This window comes from Embleya sp. NPDC050493 (assembly GCF_044458105.1).
In the GTDB taxonomy this organism is placed as follows: Bacteria; Actinomycetota; Actinomycetes; order Streptomycetales; family Streptomycetaceae; genus Embleya.
The window spans coordinates 236172-253088 of sequence record NZ_JBITHP010000012.1; the positions used below are offsets into that span (position 1 = coordinate 236172).

Here is a 16917-nt window from a genome sequence, read left to right on the forward strand (position 1 = left end):
CGGGCGCGGCACTAGGATCCGACCCCGACCCGCGCCGCGTCGGCGGCCAGTTCGGCGAGTCTGCGCCGGTCCACCTTGCGGTTGGGGTTGAGCGGGAACGCGTCGAGATGGTGATAGTGCTTGGGGATCAGGCCGCTGGGCAGGGTGGTGCGCAGGTGCCGGGCGAGGACCGCGGGCGGGGTGGGGGCTCCGGTGTAGTACACGACGAGCTCCAGGCCGGACTCGCTCGGCCTGGTCACGGTGGCCGCGTCGACCACTCCCGGGCAGGTCCGGACGGCGTTGTCGACCTCGGCGAGTTCCACCCGCCACCCCTGGATCTGGACCTGGGCGTCCAGCCGGCCGAGATAGGCGAGCTCCCCGTTGGCCAGGCGGCGGACCCGATCGCCGGTGCGATACCAGGTTTGCCCGTCGCGGCACAGGAAGCGCCCCGGGTCGTCGGCCGGATCCAGGTAGCCGGCCGTCGCCTGGGGGCCGGCGATGCACAACTCGCCTTCCGTGTCCCGAGGTTCGCCGTCCTCGCCGAGCAGCACGTGGTCGTGCCGCTCGTGCACCGCGCCGATCGGCACGATGCCGTTGACGCTCAACCGCGGTGACACCTCGGGCGACCAGCGGTGGCCGGTGATGGTGATGGTCAGCTCGGTCGGGCCGTACAGGTTCTCCACCGCCGAACCCGGGGCGGCGGCCTGCCAGTCCGCGGTGTCGGCGCACAGCAGCGCCTCGCCCGCGAAGAAGCTCCAGCGCAACGACGGCAGCGCGCCGGGGGCGAGACCGCCCAGGCGGCGGACCATGGCGATGCCGCTGGGGGTGGAGAACCAGACGGTCATCCTCCGCTCGGCCACGAACGCGGGCAGGTCCAGGTATGCCTGCGCGGGCACCGCGTGCACGCTCGCGCCCGCGCCCCACGCGCAGAACAGGTCGAACGCGGCACAGTCGAAATTCAGCTCGGTGGCTTGGGAGAACACATCCTCGGCGGTGAAGTCGTAGCGCCGGTCCATCAGTTCGAAGTAGTGATGCAGATTGGCATGGGTGATCGGCACGCCCTTGGGGCGACCGGTGGACCCGGACGTGAACAGCGTGTACGCGACATCGGACGGGTCGGCCCACACCGGTTCGTCCAGCGCGTCGCGCGCGTGCAGCGCGATCCGGCGCGACCGCCCGTCGTCGCTGCAGGCCGGCGCGAGCACGGGCAGGTCCGACTCGGCCCGGGCCAACGCGGCAAGGCCGGCGCCGTCGGCGATCACCGCGCCGGCGCCGGACGCCGCGAGCATGTGCCGGGTGCGGCTCGCCGGGAAGTCCGGATGCAGCGGTACCACCGTGGCCCCGCTGTACAGCGCGGCCAGGATCCCCACATAACTCTCGAAGCCCTTGTTCGCCAAGACGGCCACCGCTCCCGGTGGCTTCGTCGCGCCGGCCGTCAGCGCCCCCGCCCACCGCAGCGCCTCCGCGTGGGCGCGTGTGTACCCGACGGCCTCGGCGCCGACCCGGAACGCGGTTCCCTCCGGGGCGATGGCGAGCCCGCGCAGGAAGCGCGCGTGCAGTGCGTGCGCAGGTGCTTCGGACATGGTCTCTCCCAGGAAAGAGGGGTCGTTACGGGTTGGGGCGCCTTCGCGGACCGACCTACGTTGTCGGCGAGGAAGACACCGGGACAACAGTCCTCGAAACGTGGAGGTTCGCCGTGTGGGACGACCAGTTCGAAGCGATCGTGCGACGGTACGTACCGTTCCTCGGGCCCGACGAGCGGCTCGGCGGCGGGTCGGAACTACGCGACCTCGGCCTCGACTCGATGAGCACCGTCGAGCTGTTGGCCGCACTGGAACAGGCGTACGGCGCCCGGTTCGTGGACGACGCGCTGAACATGGAGAACTTCGCCACCCCCGACGCGTTGTGGGCGACGCTGTCCAGAATGATCACGTCTGCCGCGTGAGCCGGTGCTACGCGGCGGTGAGCCGGCGCCGGGGGCGCATCGCGGTCTGCGGCTTCAGCGGGACGACCTCGAAGCTTCGGGTCGTGCATGGCACCCGGCCCCACAGGCTGTCCGGCCCGGCCACGTAGGCCCTGACCACCCCGGCCCGGCGCAGCGTGGCCACCGCGGTCGGCCAGTGGACCGCGCGGACGATGCCGTCCAGGAGCAGCGTGCGGATCTGCTCGCCGGTACGCAGCACGCTTCCGTCGTGGTCCGAGACCACCGGTAGCTTCGGGTCGCGAAAGCGCAGGTCCGCGAAGACGGTGTCCTCGATGTGCCGACGCAGCGGGCCGAACAGGCGCGAGTGCATCGGCGGACGCATGGTGGACAACGGCAGGCCGCCCACTGCGCGTACCCGCTCGTTCAGTCGGTCCAGGCCGGCCTCGCGCACCGAGACCATGTGGAATTCCTCGTCGATGTGGCAGGCGATCTCGTGCCACTCGCCTCGTTCGTCCAACTCGCCCAGCACCTGGGCCAGCCGGTCGGCGGGGGTCCGGGCGAACGACTGGGTGACCACGTCGCCGTGCTCCCGGGCGAAGTACGCGTCCAGCGCGTGCCCCCACCGGGCGGTCAGCGACACGGCGTCGGCGAAGTCCAGCGACCTCGAGTACACCGCCGCTGGTGTCCCGCCGAAGCTGGCACCCAGGATCACGTCCGGCCGCATGTCCAGCGCGTCCTCGGCCCAGTACGCCGGTGCCAGGCAGTTGACCAGGAACGCCACGCGCGCGAACTCCGAGTAATCACCCGGTGCTTCGCGATATCGATCGACCAGCGAGTAGCCGAGCCGGTCGTCCGCCTCGGCCACCAGGGCGCGGGCGGCGGGATTGATCAGCATGAACTTCGCCACGTCGTCGAAGCGGCAGGGGCTGATGCCGGGAAACACGACCGCGGAACCGGCTTCGAGCTGAGATCCCATGTGTCTGTTTTCCAATCCATTCCGGAATTCGAGTCAGCTGGATACGGTGTCTCGACAAGTGTGTGCGCCCCGGAGATATCGCTGTACCCCTAACTGCCCCTAACCTCCCGGAGTTCGCGTCCGGCAATCTTGCGAGGGTCGCCCGACCGTGTTAGGAAATGGGCTGGGAAGCCCTAGTCCGCGCGGCGCGAGCCGTCGGGAAGGAATGCGTGTGATTTCGAACGGGCGACGCGCGGCCCGCGCGCGCGAATCGGTGGACAACCTTTATTGGTTCATGCTCGCGGCGGCGAATTCGGCTCCCGATACGCCGGCTTTCGTGACCCGTGACGGCGAAGGTGGGGTACGGACGCTCTCCTATGGGGAGTTGCGGACCCGGGTCGACGAATTCGCCGCGGCACTGGCGGAACCGGGCCTGGACGTGGGCGACCGGGTGGTGCTCGAAGCGAACGTCACACCGGATGCCGTGGCGATGCTCCTGGCCTGCTCCCTGCTCGGCCTGCCGTTCATCCCGGTCAGTCCCGAGACGCCGAGCGGACGGCTGCGGTCGATCCTGGATACCGCCGAGCCCGCGCTCTACGCGCAGGCCGAGGGGGGCGGCCGTGCGGACTTGCCGGCGGCGGTGGGCACCGCGCGGTTCGGCGCCGGCGGGCTGCGGGTGGAGCGGGCGCCCCGTGCGCGCGTGCGACACCGGCGCGAGATCGTCGGCACCGATACCGCGTACATCATCTTCACCTCGGGCACCACCGGTCGCCCCAAGGGCGTGGTGATGAGCCACCGCTCGGTCGTCTCGCTCTACCGCGCCATCCTCGAACAGGGCCTGATCACCCCCGAGGACCGGATCGCCACCACCTCGCCGCTGCAATTCGACTTCGCCCTGTTCGACATCGGCCTGGCGCTGGGCACCGGCGCGGCCCTGGTGCCCGTACCGCGCGAGGAACTGAACTGGCCGCGGCGCTTTCTGACCTACCTTGGCGACACCGGCGCCACCCAGGTGCACGGCGTCCCCTCGATCTGGCGCCCCGTGCTGCGGCACGAGCCCGAACTGCTCGCCGGCCTCGACCGGGTGCGCGGCATCCTGTTCACGGGCGAGGACTTCCCACTGCCGGAACTGCGGCACCTGCAGGGGCTGCTGCCGCACGCGCGGATCGTCAACGGATACGGCGCCACCGAGTCGATGGCCTGCTCGTTCACCGAGGTGCCGCGGCCGATCCCGGACGGCCTGGAGCGGCTGTCCATCGGCTTCCCGCTCCCCGGGTTCGACGTGAGCCTGCTCGACGAGGACGGGCGACCGGTCGAGGGGAGCGGCGTCGCCGGGCAGATCCATCTGCGCGCGCCTTCGATGTTCAGCGGCTACTGGGACGACCCGGAGGCCACCGCGCGCGTGCTGGTGCCCGATCCGCTCGACCCGCGCTCGGGACGCACGGTGCTGCGCAGCGGCGACCTCGCCTATCGCGGCGAAAGCGGAGAACTGTACTTCGCCGGCCGCGTCGACGCCCAGGTCCAGATCCGCGGGAACCGCGTCGAACCGGGCGAGGTGGAGCGCCGGTTGCTGGAATTCCCCGGCATCTCGGCCGCGGTCGCGCTGCTCGTGCCGCGTCCGGAAAACGACCCGGTGTTGCACGCGTTCGTGGTCGCCGAACCCGGCGGCGCGGCCTTCGACAAGGCGAAGGTGCGCGCGTTCTGTGCGGATACGCTGCCCGGCTACATGATTCCGGCGAATATCGTCGCGGTCGACGATATTCCGCTGACCGTGAATGGAAAAGTGGATCGCGCCAGTCTCGCCACCCGGGTGGCCGGCCCGTCCTGAGCGGCGGTTCTCGCGACCGCCCGAATTCCCCGGTTTTGTTGGAACGACCTGCGGGACGAGCCTGACCCGGGCAGACCGGATCGGCCGCCGTCAGAATAGGTGTGGAGTGCGCGGATGACTGAGTCCTGGAACGCTGCGACGATTTCGGGCGGCGAACTCGCCCGACGGTTGGCCGAATTGTCCAGGCCCGAGCAGACCGGCGTACTGCTCGACCTGGTCCGCGAGCACACGCTCGCGGTGCTGCGCAAGATCCGGCCCGAGGACGCCGACTCCCCGCCGGGGACCGGCGATCCGGTGGGTCCCGACCGACCCTTTCGGGAGCTGGGCCTGGACTCGCTCGGCCTGGTCGAACTGCACGCCAGGCTGGTCGGGGCGACCGGCCTGGAGTTGTTGGTGACGGTCGGCTTCGACCATCCGACGCCGGCCGAACTCGCGCGCCACCTGCGTGCCCGACTCCTCGGCATCGCCGAGGATGATCCCGAACCGGCGCCCACCGCACGGGCCGACGACGAGCCGATCGCGATCGTCGGCATCGGCTGCCGCTTCCCCGGGGACGTGGCGTCACCGCAGGACCTGTGGCGCCTGGTGGCGGACGGCCGGCACGTGATCGCCCCCTTCCCCGACGATCGGGGCTGGGACCTGGACGCGCTGTACGACCCGGACCCGAATACCCCCGGGACGAGTTACGTACGGCAGGCCGGATTCCTGCCCGACGCCGCCGAGTTCGACGCCGAATTCTTCGGGATCAGCCCGCGCGAGGCCACCGCGATGGACCCGCAGCAGCGGGTGCTCCTGGAGACCTGCTGGGAGGCGCTGGAGCGGGCCGGGATCGACGCGGGCCCGCTGCGCGGCACCCGATCCGGGGTATTCATCGGGGTCGAGCCACACGAGTACGGACCGCGCGTGCACGAGGCGCCGGACGGCCTGGACGGCCACCTGATGACCGGTACCGCGCCGAGCATCGTGTCCGGCCGGATCGCCTACACGCTGGGCCTGGAAGGGCCCGCGCTGACGGTCGACACCGCGTGCTCCGGCTCGTTGGCGGCGCTGCACCTGGCCGTCCAGTCGCTGCGCCGGGGCGAGTGCACGCTCGCGCTCGCCGGCGGGGTCACCGTGATCACCAGTCCGGGTACGTTCACCACGTTCAGCCGGCAGCGCGGCCTGGCCCCCGACGGGCGTTGCAAGGCGTTCGCCGCCGCGGCCGACGGCACCAACTTCGCCGAGGGCGCGGGTGTCCTGGTGCTGGAACGGCTCGCCGACGCCCGCCGGCAGGGGCACCGAGTGCTCGCGATCGTGCGCGGATCCGCCCTGAACCAGGACGGCGCCAGCAACGGCCTGACCGCGCCCAACGGCCGGGCCCAGCAACGGGTGATCCGCCAGGCGCTCGCCGACGCCGGCCTGACCGCGGACCAGGTCGACGTGGTCGAGGCGCACGGCACGGGCACCACCCTGGGCGACCCGATCGAGGCGCAGGCGGTGATCGCCACCTACGGCCGGGACCACTCGCCGGAGCGACCGCTGTGGCTCGGTTCCGTCAAGACCAACATCGGCCACACCGGCGCCGCCGCCGGCGCGGCCGGAGTGATCAAGATCGTCGAGGCGATCCGGCACGGCGAACTGCCGCGGACCCTGCACGTGGACGAGCCCTCACCGCACATCGACTGGTCCGCCGAAACGGTGCGCCTGCTCACCGAACCCCAGCCGTGGCCGGCGACGACCGACCGACCTCGCCGGGCCGGCGTCTCGTCCTTCGGTGTCAGCGGCACCAACGCGCACGTGATCATCGAGGAGGCGCCGCCGACCGACGCCGGCGAGCCCGAGGCCGAACCCGATGCGGACCGGATCAACCCGGTCCTGCTCTCCGCCGGCAACGAGCCGGCCCTGCGCGCCCAGGCCGGTCGCCTGTACGACCTGCTCGACTCCGCCGACGCGCCCACACCTCTCGACGTGGCCTACTCGACCGCCGTCACCCGAACCGCCCTCGAACACCGCGTGGCGATCGTGGCCCGCGACCGCGAGGAACTCATGGGGGCGCTGCGGGCGATCCGGGAGGACCAAGCCGCGCCGGGCATCCGGCGCGGCACGGCGGCGGCCGGGCGGCTGGCCTTTCTGTTCACCGGCCAGGGCAGTCAACGCCTGGCGATGGGCCGGGAACTGTACGACACCTTCCCGGTCTTCGCAGGCGCGCTCGACGACGTCGCCGACTACCTCGACATACAACTCGAACCTCCGCTGCACGACGTGCTGTTCGCCGCGCCCGACACGCCCGAAGCCGCCCTCCTGGAGCAGACCGCATACGCGCAGACCGCGCTGTTCGCGATCGAGGTGGCCCTGTACCGACTCCTCGAATCGTGGGGCGTGGTCCCCGACTACCTGGCCGGACACTCGATCGGCGAACTGAGCGCGGCCCATGTGGCCGGCGCGATGTCCCTGGAGGACGCCGCCCTGCTGGTCGCGGCGCGTGGTCGACTGATGCAGGAACTGCCTTCGACGGGCGTGATGGTCGCGATCGAGGCAAGCGAGGACGAGGTCGGGCCGCTGCTCGACGATCGAGTGGGCCTGGCCGCGATCAACGGCCCCGACTCGGTGGTGATCTCCGGCGACGAGGACCAAGTCGCCGCCGTCGTGGCCCGATTCCCCGGCCGCCGAACCAAGCGCCTGCGTACCTCGCACGCCTTCCACTCGCCGCTCATGGCACCGATGCTCGACGAGTTCCGGCGGATCGCGGAGGCGATGACCTACCGGACGCCGGCCATCCCCGTCGTGTCCGGCATCACCGGGCGCCCGTTCACCCCCGACGCGGCGTACTGGGTGCGGCACGTGCTCGAACCCGTGCGCTTTCGAGACACCGTGCGCCGGCTGGGCGCCGAGGGTGTGACCACGTTCCTGGAACTGGGCCCGGACCCGGTCCTGTCCGCGCTCGGCCCGGCCTGCCTGCCCGCCGACGGCCCGGACACGCTGTTCGTACCGGTCCTGCGGGCAGGGCGGTCGGAGGAACACGAATGCGTCGCCGCCGTGGCCGCCGCCCACGTGCGCGGCACGCCGGTCCACTGGGCGGCCTTCTTCGCCGGCCGCGGCGCCCGACGAGTGGAACTGCCCACGTACGCCTTCCAGCGCCGCCGGTACTGGCTGGACGGGACCGCACCCGCGGATGTCCGCGCGGCGGGACTGCGCAACCCCGAACACCCGCTTCTGGGCGCCGTGGTGAGCCTGGCCGGCTCCGACGGCGTGGTGCTCGCGGGCCGGCTCTCCACGCAGACCCAGCCCTGGCTGGCCGACCACGTCATCTCCGGCGTCGTGCTGCTGCCCGGGACCGCGTTCGTGGAACTGGCGATCCGGGCCGGTGCCGAGGTCGGCTTCGCCACTGTCGACGAACTCACCCTGGAGGTGCCCCTCGCGCTGCCGGACAGCGGGAGCGTGGCCCTGCAGATCACCGTCGGCGCGGCGGACGATACCGGCCGACGGTCGGTCGAGGTGCACGCGCGGGCCGACGACGGCGACGACTGGACCCGGCACGCGAGCGGCGTGCTGGCGCCGAGCGCGGGCGCGGAGCCGGCCGCCGCGGCGTTCGACCTGGTGACGTGGCCGCCGGTCGGGGCCCAGCCGATCGACATCACCGACTTCTATCGCGAAGACGCGCAGAACGGCTACGAGTTCGGCCCGATGTTCCGCAACCTGCGCGCGGTGTGGCGTCGCGGTGGTGACGTGTTCGCCGAAGTCGCGTTCGCCGACGGGGAGCGCTCGCGCGCCGAGCGCTTCGGCCTGCACCCCGCGCTGCTGGATTCCGCGCTCCAGGCGATGGCGTTCGCCGACGACCGTGCCGACGGCGGCGGGACCCGCCTGCCGTTCGCCTGGACCGGCGTCCGCCTGCACGCCGCGGGCGCCGCGGCGCTGCGGGTCGCGATCACCGCGACCGGTCCGAACGCGGTGTCGGCGTCGATCGCCGACGCGGACGGCGAGCCGGTGGCCACCGTACGCTCGATCGCGGTCCGCGCCGTCGACGCCGGGCAATTGCAACGTGCCCGGGCGACCCGGGACGACGCGCTGCTGCGAGTGCGCTGGACACCCCTGGCGCCCGCGCCGCAGACGACCCGGGGAACCCGGGTCGTGCTGGGGACCGACCACCGCGACCTCGCCGCGCTCGGCGCAGCGATCACCGCGGGCGACCCGGTGCCGGACGCGGTGGTCGTACGCCTCGAACCGGCCGAGGGCGCCCCGCCCGTCGCCGCGCGGACGGCCACCACCCGGCTTCTCGACCTGCTGCGCGACTGGTCGAGCGACGAACGCTTCGCCGATTCGCGGCTCGTGCTGGTCACCACGGGCGCGGTGGCCACCGGCCCCGACGACGAGCCCGCCGATCCCGCCCTGGCCCCGCTGTGGGGCCTGGTGCGCTCGGCCGAGGCCGAGCACCCGGGCCGGTTCGTCCTCGCGGACCTCGACGGCGCCGCCGCACTGCCCGACCTGCCGGCCGGCGAACCCGAACTGGCGTTGCGTGGCGATACCGTCCTGGTACCGCGACTCGCGCGCGTCACGGAAAGCCCGCAGCCCGCGCCCTGGCCCGCGGACGGCACGGTCCTGATCACCGGCGGCACGGGCGGCCTGGCGAGCCACCTGGCCCGCCACCTGGTGACCGAACACGGCGTACGCAGGCTGCTCCTGGTCGGTCGACGCGGACCGCAGGCACCCGGCGCGGACCGACTCCGGGCCGAACTGACCGAACTGGGCGCCGGGGTCACCATCGCCGCCTGCGACGTGGGCGACCGCACGGCGGTGGCCGAGCTGCTCGCCGCCATACCCGCCGAGCACCCGCTGAGCGCGGTCGTGCACACCGCCGGCGTGGTCGCCGACAACCTGATCGGCGCGCTGACCGCCGACGACGTCGACGCGGTCTTTCGGCCCAAGGTCGACGGGGCCTGGCACCTGCACGAACTCACCCGCGACCTCGACCTGTCGGCGTTCGTCCTCTTCTCCTCCGGCGCGGGCGTCCTGGAGGCTCCCGGACAGGCCAACTACGCGGCGGCGAACGTCTTCCTGGACGCCCTGGCCGAACAACGCCGAGCGGCCGGCCTGCCCGCGACCTCCCTGGCCTGGGGCCTGTGGGGCGGCACCGACGGCATGGGTGGGCGCCTCGACGACGCCACCCTGCGCCGCGCCGACCGCTCCGGCCTGGTGACCCTGTCCGTGGCCGAGAACCTCGCCCTGTTCGACCGCGCCCTGGGCACCGACCGAGCGACGTTGCTGCCACTGCGGATCGACCCGGCCGCGCTGCGCAACCGCCCCGGCGGGGTGCAGGCGTTGCTGCGTGAACTGGTACCCACCACCGTCCGCCGAGCGGGCGCCGGCCGCGCCACGGGGGCCGGCGCGCTGGCCCGCCGGCTGGCCGAACTCCCGGACGGTGAACGGCATCCATACGTCCTCGACGTGGTCCGCACCCAGGTCGCCGCCGTGCTCGGACACGAGGGCGCCGCGTCGATCGACCCGGACCGGGCCTTCACCACGATCGGCTTCGACTCGCTCGCCGCCGTCGAACTGCGCAACGCGCTCGGCACCGCGACCGGGCTGCGCCTGCCCGCCACTTTGACCTTCGACTATCCGACGCCCAAGGCGCTGGCCGACTTCATCCGGTCGAAGGCGACGAACAGCGAGTCCGCGGTCGGCATCACCGCGCCCGCGTCGGTCGGCGGCGACGAACCGATCGCCATCGTGGGCATGGCCTGCCGGTTCCCCGGCGGCGTCGGGTCGCCGGAGGACCTGTGGCAGCTGGTCGCCTCCGGGCGCGACGGCATCACCCGCTTCCCCGGCGATCGGGACTGGGACGTGGACGACCTCTACGACCCGGAACCGGGCAAGCTCGGCAAGAGCTACGTCCGCGAGGGCGGATTCCTGCACGATGCGGCGGACTTCGACCCCGCGCCGTTCGGCATCAGCCCGCGCGAGGCGCTGGCCATGGACCCGCAGCACCGGCTGCTCCTGGAGACCACCTGGGAGGCCGTGGAACGGGCGGGCATCGACGCCACGACGCTGCGCGGCAGCCGTACCGGCGTGTTCGCCGGCGTGATGTACCACGATTGGGCCACCCGTCTGGCCGAGGCGCCCGACGAACTGGCGGGCTACCTCGGCATCGGCAGCGCGGGGAGCATGGCCTCCGGACGACTCGCCTACACGCTGGGCCTGGAGGGTCCGGCGATGACGGTGGACACCGCGTGCTCGTCGTCGCTGGTGACCCTGCACCTGGCCGCGCAGGCGTTGCGGTCGGGGGAGTGCTCGCTGGCGCTGGCCGGCGGGGTGACCGTGATGTCCACGCCCAAGACGTTCGTCGACTTCAGCGCGCAGCGCGGCCTCGCGGCCGACGCCCGTTCCAAGTCCTTCGCCGCCGCCGCCGATGGCACCAGTTGGAGCGAGGGCGTGGGGATGCTCCTGGTGGAGCGGTTGTCCGACGCCCTGCGCAACGGGCATCGGGTGTTGGCGCTGGTGCGGGGTTCGGCGGTGAACCAGGACGGCGCGTCGAACGGGTTGACCGCTCCCAACGGTCCGGCCCAACAGCGGGTGATTCGGCAGGCGTTGGCGGGTGCGGGGCTGTCCGTCGGTGATGTCGATGTGGTGGAGGCACACGGGACCGGTACGCGATTGGGTGATCCGATCGAGGCGCAGGCGCTGTTGGCGACGTATGGGCAGGATCGTCCCGAGGACCGGCCGCTGTGGTTGGGGTCGATCAAGTCGAACATCGGGCATGCGCAGGCCGCCGCCGGCGTGGCGGGGATCATCAAGATGGTGGAGGCGATGCGGCACGGCGTGTTGCCGATGACGTTGCATGTGGACGAGCCGACACCGGAGGTGGACTGGTCCGCCGGCGCGGTGGAGTTGCTGACCGAGTCGCGGGCGTGGCCGGAGGTGGGTCGACCGCGGCGGGCGGCCGTGTCGTCGTTCGGCGTCAGCGGCACCAACGCGCACGTGATCCTGGAGCAGCCGCCCGAGGCACCGGCTGCCGCACCCGAACCGCCGCACACCGGCCCGGTGCCGTGGGTGCTCTCCGGCCGGACCGAGGACGCGCTGCGGGCCCAGGCCCGTCGGCTGTGGTCGCACATCGGGCCGGACGAGGACGGGTTCGCCGCCGTGGGCCGGGCCCTGGCGACGACGCGGGTGGCGTTCGAGCATCGCGCGGTGGTGTCGGGGATGGATCGGTCCGAGTTCCTGCGGGGGCTGGCGGCGCTGGCCGAGGGGACGCCGTCTCCCGGCGTGCTGCGCGGCACCGCGCATGTCGGCGGTACAGCCTTCCTGTTCACCGGTCAGGGCAGTCAACGGCTGGGCATGGGCCGGGAAGCCGCCCGGGCGTTCCCGGTCTTCCGCGCGGCTCTGGAGACCGTGTGCGCCGAATTGGACCGCTGGAGCGACCGTCCGGTGCGCGAGGTGATGTGGGGTGACAAGGCGGGTCTCGACGACACGGCGCGAGCCCAACCGGCGCTGTTCGCGGTCGAGGTGGCGCTGTACCGCCTGTTCGAATCGTGGGGCATCCGACCGGACGTGGTGATGGGCCACTCGGTGGGCGAGTTGAGCGCGGCCCACGTCGCGGGTGTCCTGTCGCTGTCCGACGCGGCGCGACTGGTGGCGGCACGCGGCCGGTTGATGCAGCAACTGCCGGCGGGCGGGGCGATGGTCGCGGTGGAGGCGGATCCCGACGAGATCGCGCCGTGGCTGACCGACCTGGTCGATCTCGCGGCGGTCAACGGGCCGAACTCCGTGGTGGTGTCCGGCGAAGAGGCCGCCGTCACCAGATTCGTCGCCGAATTCGGCGCCCGGTTCGGCACGCGCCGGAGCAAGCGGCTGCGCACCTCGCACGCGTTCCACTCGGCGCTGATGGAACCCATGCTCGACGAGTTTCGCGAGGTGGCGCAGCAGGTTTCGTACGCGTCGCCGGTGATTCCGCTGGTGTCCAACGTCACGGGCGGCAGCGCCGACGTCACCTACGCCGAGTACTGGGTCGGCCATGTGCGAGAGGCGGTGCGCTTCGCCGAGGGTGTGCGCGCGCTGACCGCGCGTGGTGTGACCCGGTTCGTCGAACTCGGGCCGGACGGCGTGCTGTCCGCGATGGTGCGGGAGAACGTGGCCGAGGACGGCGCCGCCTACGTGGTGCTCCCGGCGCTGCGCAAGGGCCGCTCCGAGATGGCGACACTCCTGGCGGCCGTGGGCGAATTGCACGTGAGCGGCGTGCCGGTGAACTGGGACGCGTTCTTCGCCGATCACGGTGCTCGCCACGTCGAGTTGCCCACCTACGCGTTCCAGCGAGAGCGCTACTGGTTGACGCCGGCGGTCGGGGTGGGCGATGTGACGTCCGCCGGAGTGGACGCGACGGATCACCCGCTTCTGGGCGCGATGATGGCTCTGCCGGAGTCCGACGGCGTGCTGTTCACCGGCCGACTCTCGCCGGCGAACCAGACCTGGTTGGCCGACCATGTGATCCTCGGTCGAGTGGTGGTGTCCGGGTCGGCACTGGTGGAGTTGGCGGTCCGGGCCGGCGACGAGGTCGATTGCGCGATCGTGGAGGAACTCACCCTGGCGGCGGCGGTGGTGTTGCCCGAGGAGGGCGGCGTCCAGGTCCGGGTACAGGTCGGCGGACCGGACGAGAGCGGTCGACGGGTGCTGACCGTGCACTCGCGGGCCGAGGACGCGGTCGACGGCGGGTGGACGCGGCACGCCGAGGGTGTCCTGCGTCCGGCCGCGAACGCGGAGCCGCCGGCCGCCGACCCGCAACCATGGCCGCCGGTCGGCGCCACAACGATCGATGTGTCGGGTTGCTACGCGGAGTTGGCCGGCCGCGGCTACGGATACGGGCCGACCTACCAGGGCTTGCGGGCGGCCTGGCGGCGTGGCGAGGAAGTGTTCGCCGAAGTCGCGCTGCCCGAGTCGGTACGCGGCGAAGCCGGTCGCTACGGGCTGCATCCCGCCCTCCTGGACGCCGCGTTGCACGCCGAGGCGTTGGCCGAGGAGGGCGGGGCCACCCTGCTGCCCTACTCCTGGAACGGGGTCCGGCTGCACGCCGCGGGCGCCGCGTCGCTGCGGGTCCGGCTGCGGCGGGTCCAGGGCGCCGAGGTGTCCTCGATCGAGGTCTCCGACCACGACGGCCGGCCCGTACTGTCGGTCGAGTCGCTGGTCGCGCGGCCCGTGTCCGCCGAGCAGTTGGCGGACGAATCAGCCCTCGACGGCTCGCTGTTCCGGATGGCGTGGGAGCCGATCGGTCCGGCCGATGCGTTCGTGGGCGCGCCGTCGTTCGTGTCGGTGGGCACGGATCTGCCCGGTTCGTACGAGAGCCTGGCCGCGCTGGGCGAGGCCGTCGCGTCCGGCACCCTGGCCGGGCTCGACACGGTGCTGCTTCCGTGCGCGCCGCATGCCCTGGACGACCCGGCCGGGGTGCCCGACGCGGTACGAGCGGTCACCTCGCGCGTACTCGCCGCCGTGCAGGACTGGTTGGCCGACGAGCGGTTCGGGCGGGCCCGGCTGGTGGTGCTGACCCAGGGCGCCATGGCCCTCGACGGTGAGGCCCTCACCGATCCGGTCGGCGCCGCGGTATGGGGCCTGGTACGGGCCGCGCAGGCGGAGAGCCCCGACCGTCTGGTCCTGGTCGACGCGGACGGCCCGGCCGCGGTGGCCCGGGTGCTGCCCGCGATCGTGGCCGCCGGGGAACCGCAGGCCCTGATCCGCGACGGCAGGGGTTATGTGGCGCGTTTGCGTACCGCCGCCTCCGGTGCGGGCCTGGTGCCGCCCCCGGGAGCTTGGCGCCTGGAAGCCGCCGGCACGACGTTGGACCACCTGGCCCTGGTGGCCTCGGACGAGCCCGACGTCGCCCTGGCGACCGGCCAGGTCCGGGTCGCGGTGCGCGCGGCGGGGGTCAACTTCCGCGACGTGTTGGTCGCGCTCGGCATGTACCCGGGCGGCGGCCGGATCGGTGGCGAAGGCGCCGGGGTGGTCGTGGAGGTCGGTCCCGGCGTCGACGGGCTGCGCCCGGGCGACCCGGTGATGGGCATCTTCGAGAACGCCTTCGGGCCGGTCGCGGTGACCGACCATCGGCTGCTCGCCCGGATCCCGGACGGATGGTCGTTCGAGCAGGCGGCCACCGTGCCGCTGGTGTTCCTCACCGCCTGGTACGGACTGGTCGACCTGGCCGACACCCGGGCGGGCGCGCGCGTACTCGTGCACGCGGCGACCGGCGGCGTGGGGATGGCCGCCCTACAGGTGGCCCGACACCTGGGCGCCGAGGTGTTCGGCACCGCGTCACGCGGCAAGTGGGACACGCTGGCGGGCCTGGGCCTGGACGGCGCGCACATCGCCGACTCGCGTACCCTCGACTTCGAGGAGCAGTTCCTCGACACCACCGACGGCGCGGGCATGCACGTCGTGCTGAACGCGCTGGCCCGGGAGTTCGTGGACGCCTCGCTGCGCCTGCTGCCGCACGGCGGGCACTTCGTGGAGATGGGCAAGACCGACCTGCGCGACCCCGACAAGGTCGCCGCGGACCACCCGAACGTCAGCTATCAGGCGTACGACGTGATGGACGCCGGACCCGACCGGATCCAGGCGATGCTGGCCGAATTGACCGCGTTGTTCGCGACCGGGGCGCTGCGCCCGCTCCCGGTCCGGAGCTGGGACGTGCGTCGGGCGCCGGAGGCGTTCCGCTTCCTGAGCCAGGCCCGACACGTCGGCAAGCTCGCCCTGACCATGCCGCGGCGCCCGGATCCCGAGGGCACGGTCCTGGTCACCGGCGGTACGGGCGCCCTCGGCGCTTTGGTGGCCCGGCATCTGATCACCCGTCATGGCGCTCGCCGGCTGCTCCTGGTCGGTCGGCGCGGCTCGGCCGCGCCCGGTGCCCGGGAGTTGGTGGCGGAGCTGCGCGCGCTCGGCGCGGAGGTACGGGTGGTCGCCTGCGACGTGTCCGACCGTACGGCGTTGGCCGACCTGTTGGCCGACGTCCCCGCGGCGCACCCGTTGACCGCGGTGATCCACACGGCGGGCGTGCTCGACGACGGGGTCTTCGCTGCGCTGACTCCGGAGCGGATGGATACCGTCCTGCGCCCCAAGGTGGATGCGGCCTGGCACCTGCACGAACTCACCCGGGACGCGGACCTGGCGGCATTCGTGCTGTTCTCCTCGGCTGCCGGGGTGCTCGACGGGGTCGGGCAGGGCAACTACGCGGCAGCCAACGTGTTCCTGGACGCGTTGGCCAAGCATCGGCGCGACCTGGGCCTGCCCGGACAGTCGCTGGCCTGGGGACTGTGGGCAAGCGACGGCGGCATGGGCGGCGCGCTGGGCGAGGCCGACCTGGCGCGGATGGCGAAGAAGGGCGCCAAGGCGCTGACTCCCGACCAGGGCCTCGCGCTGCTCGACGCCGCCGCCACGTTCGACGAGGCCACCGTCGTGCCGGTGCCGCTGGACCTGCGGATACTCGCCGCGAGCGGTGAACTGCCGCCGCTGTTCCAGGGCTTGGTTCGCGGCCCGGCGCGGCGAACCGTACGGGCGGCGACCGACGCGACGAACGCGCCGAGCCTGCCCGAACGGCTGGCCGCGTTGCCCGCCGACGAGCGCGGCGCGGCCGTCCTGGAGCTGATCCGGGAACAGGCCGCAGTGGTGATCGGCCACTCCGGGGCGGGGGCGATCGCGCCCGAACGGGCCTTCAAGGACCTCGGGTTCGACTCGCTTACCACGATCGAGCTGCGCAACCGGCTCGGCGCGGCGACCGGACTGCGGCTGCCGGCCACGCTGGTGTTCGACTATCCGGATCCGCACGTGTTGGCTCGCTACCTGCTGTCCGAGCTCGTACCCGACGCGGAGCCGTTGCCGGCCGCCGATCGGGAGGAGGCCTCCGTTCGCGAGGCGTTGGCGAGGATCCCGCTCGGTCGGCTGCGCGAGACAGGCTTGTTGGCCGCGCTGCTCGCGCTCACCGAGGCCGGTGACGGGGCGGCGGCCCCGGACCGGCCGGTCGAGGAGGATCGCGGCGCGGCGTTGCGGAGCATGGATGTGGCCGACCTGCTGCGGGCGGCCCAGCGGGACAACTCCGGCTGACCGAACCGGTATTCGGGTGCGCCCCTCGATCGCTGGTCGATCGAGGGGCGCTTCGCGTGGCGGGCGGCCGCTTTGGGAAGCCACCGACCCAACGAAAACGCCGCCGATTCCCGGGGGTTGGAATCGGCGGCGCTCTCGGTTTCTTCTCTGGGGTGGTCCGTCGACGAGAGGGCGGGGCCG

General features: G+C 72.7%; 5 protein-coding genes. 3 read left to right on the top strand and 2 right to left on the bottom strand.

The genetic code is table 11. The annotated features are described in order from the left end of the window. Positions 1–11: 11 nt before the first annotated feature. Positions 12–1562, bottom strand: a complete 1551-nt coding sequence (locus ACIBM5_RS23915) for an AMP-binding protein (RefSeq protein ID WP_396008672.1) — start codon at positions 1560–1562, stop codon at positions 12–14. Between the two features lie 113 nt (positions 1563–1675). On the opposite strand from ACIBM5_RS23915, the gene ACIBM5_RS23920 reads away from it, so the two are divergent. Continuing rightward, positions 1676–1924 (top strand): acyl carrier protein, encoded by a 249-nt coding sequence (locus ACIBM5_RS23920; protein ID WP_391586229.1) that lies wholly within the window; start codon positions 1676–1678, stop codon positions 1922–1924. A 7-nt stretch (positions 1925–1931) separates the two neighbouring features. Here the strand turns inward: ACIBM5_RS23920 and ACIBM5_RS23925 are convergent, their stop codons facing one another. Next, the gene (locus ACIBM5_RS23925; protein ID WP_396008673.1) at positions 1932–2879 is read right to left on the bottom strand and encodes an ACP S-malonyltransferase; all 948 of its coding nucleotides are present in this window, start codon (positions 2877–2879) and stop codon (positions 1932–1934) included. Between the two features lie 205 nt (positions 2880–3084). Between ACIBM5_RS23925 and ACIBM5_RS23930 the strand changes: the two genes are divergently transcribed. Together ACIBM5_RS23930 and ACIBM5_RS23935 are read left to right on the top strand one after the other, a co-directional pair. After that, on the top strand, positions 3085–4686 hold the full coding sequence (locus tag ACIBM5_RS23930; protein ID WP_396008709.1) for an AMP-binding protein: 1602 nt from the start codon (positions 3085–3087) through the stop codon (positions 4684–4686). A 114-nt stretch (positions 4687–4800) separates the two neighbouring features. Then, positions 4801–16737: an SDR family NAD(P)-dependent oxidoreductase gene (locus ACIBM5_RS23935; protein ID WP_396008674.1), complete on the top strand. Its 11937-nt coding sequence runs from the start codon at positions 4801–4803 to the stop codon at positions 16735–16737. Positions 16738–16917 lie beyond the last annotated feature (180 nt).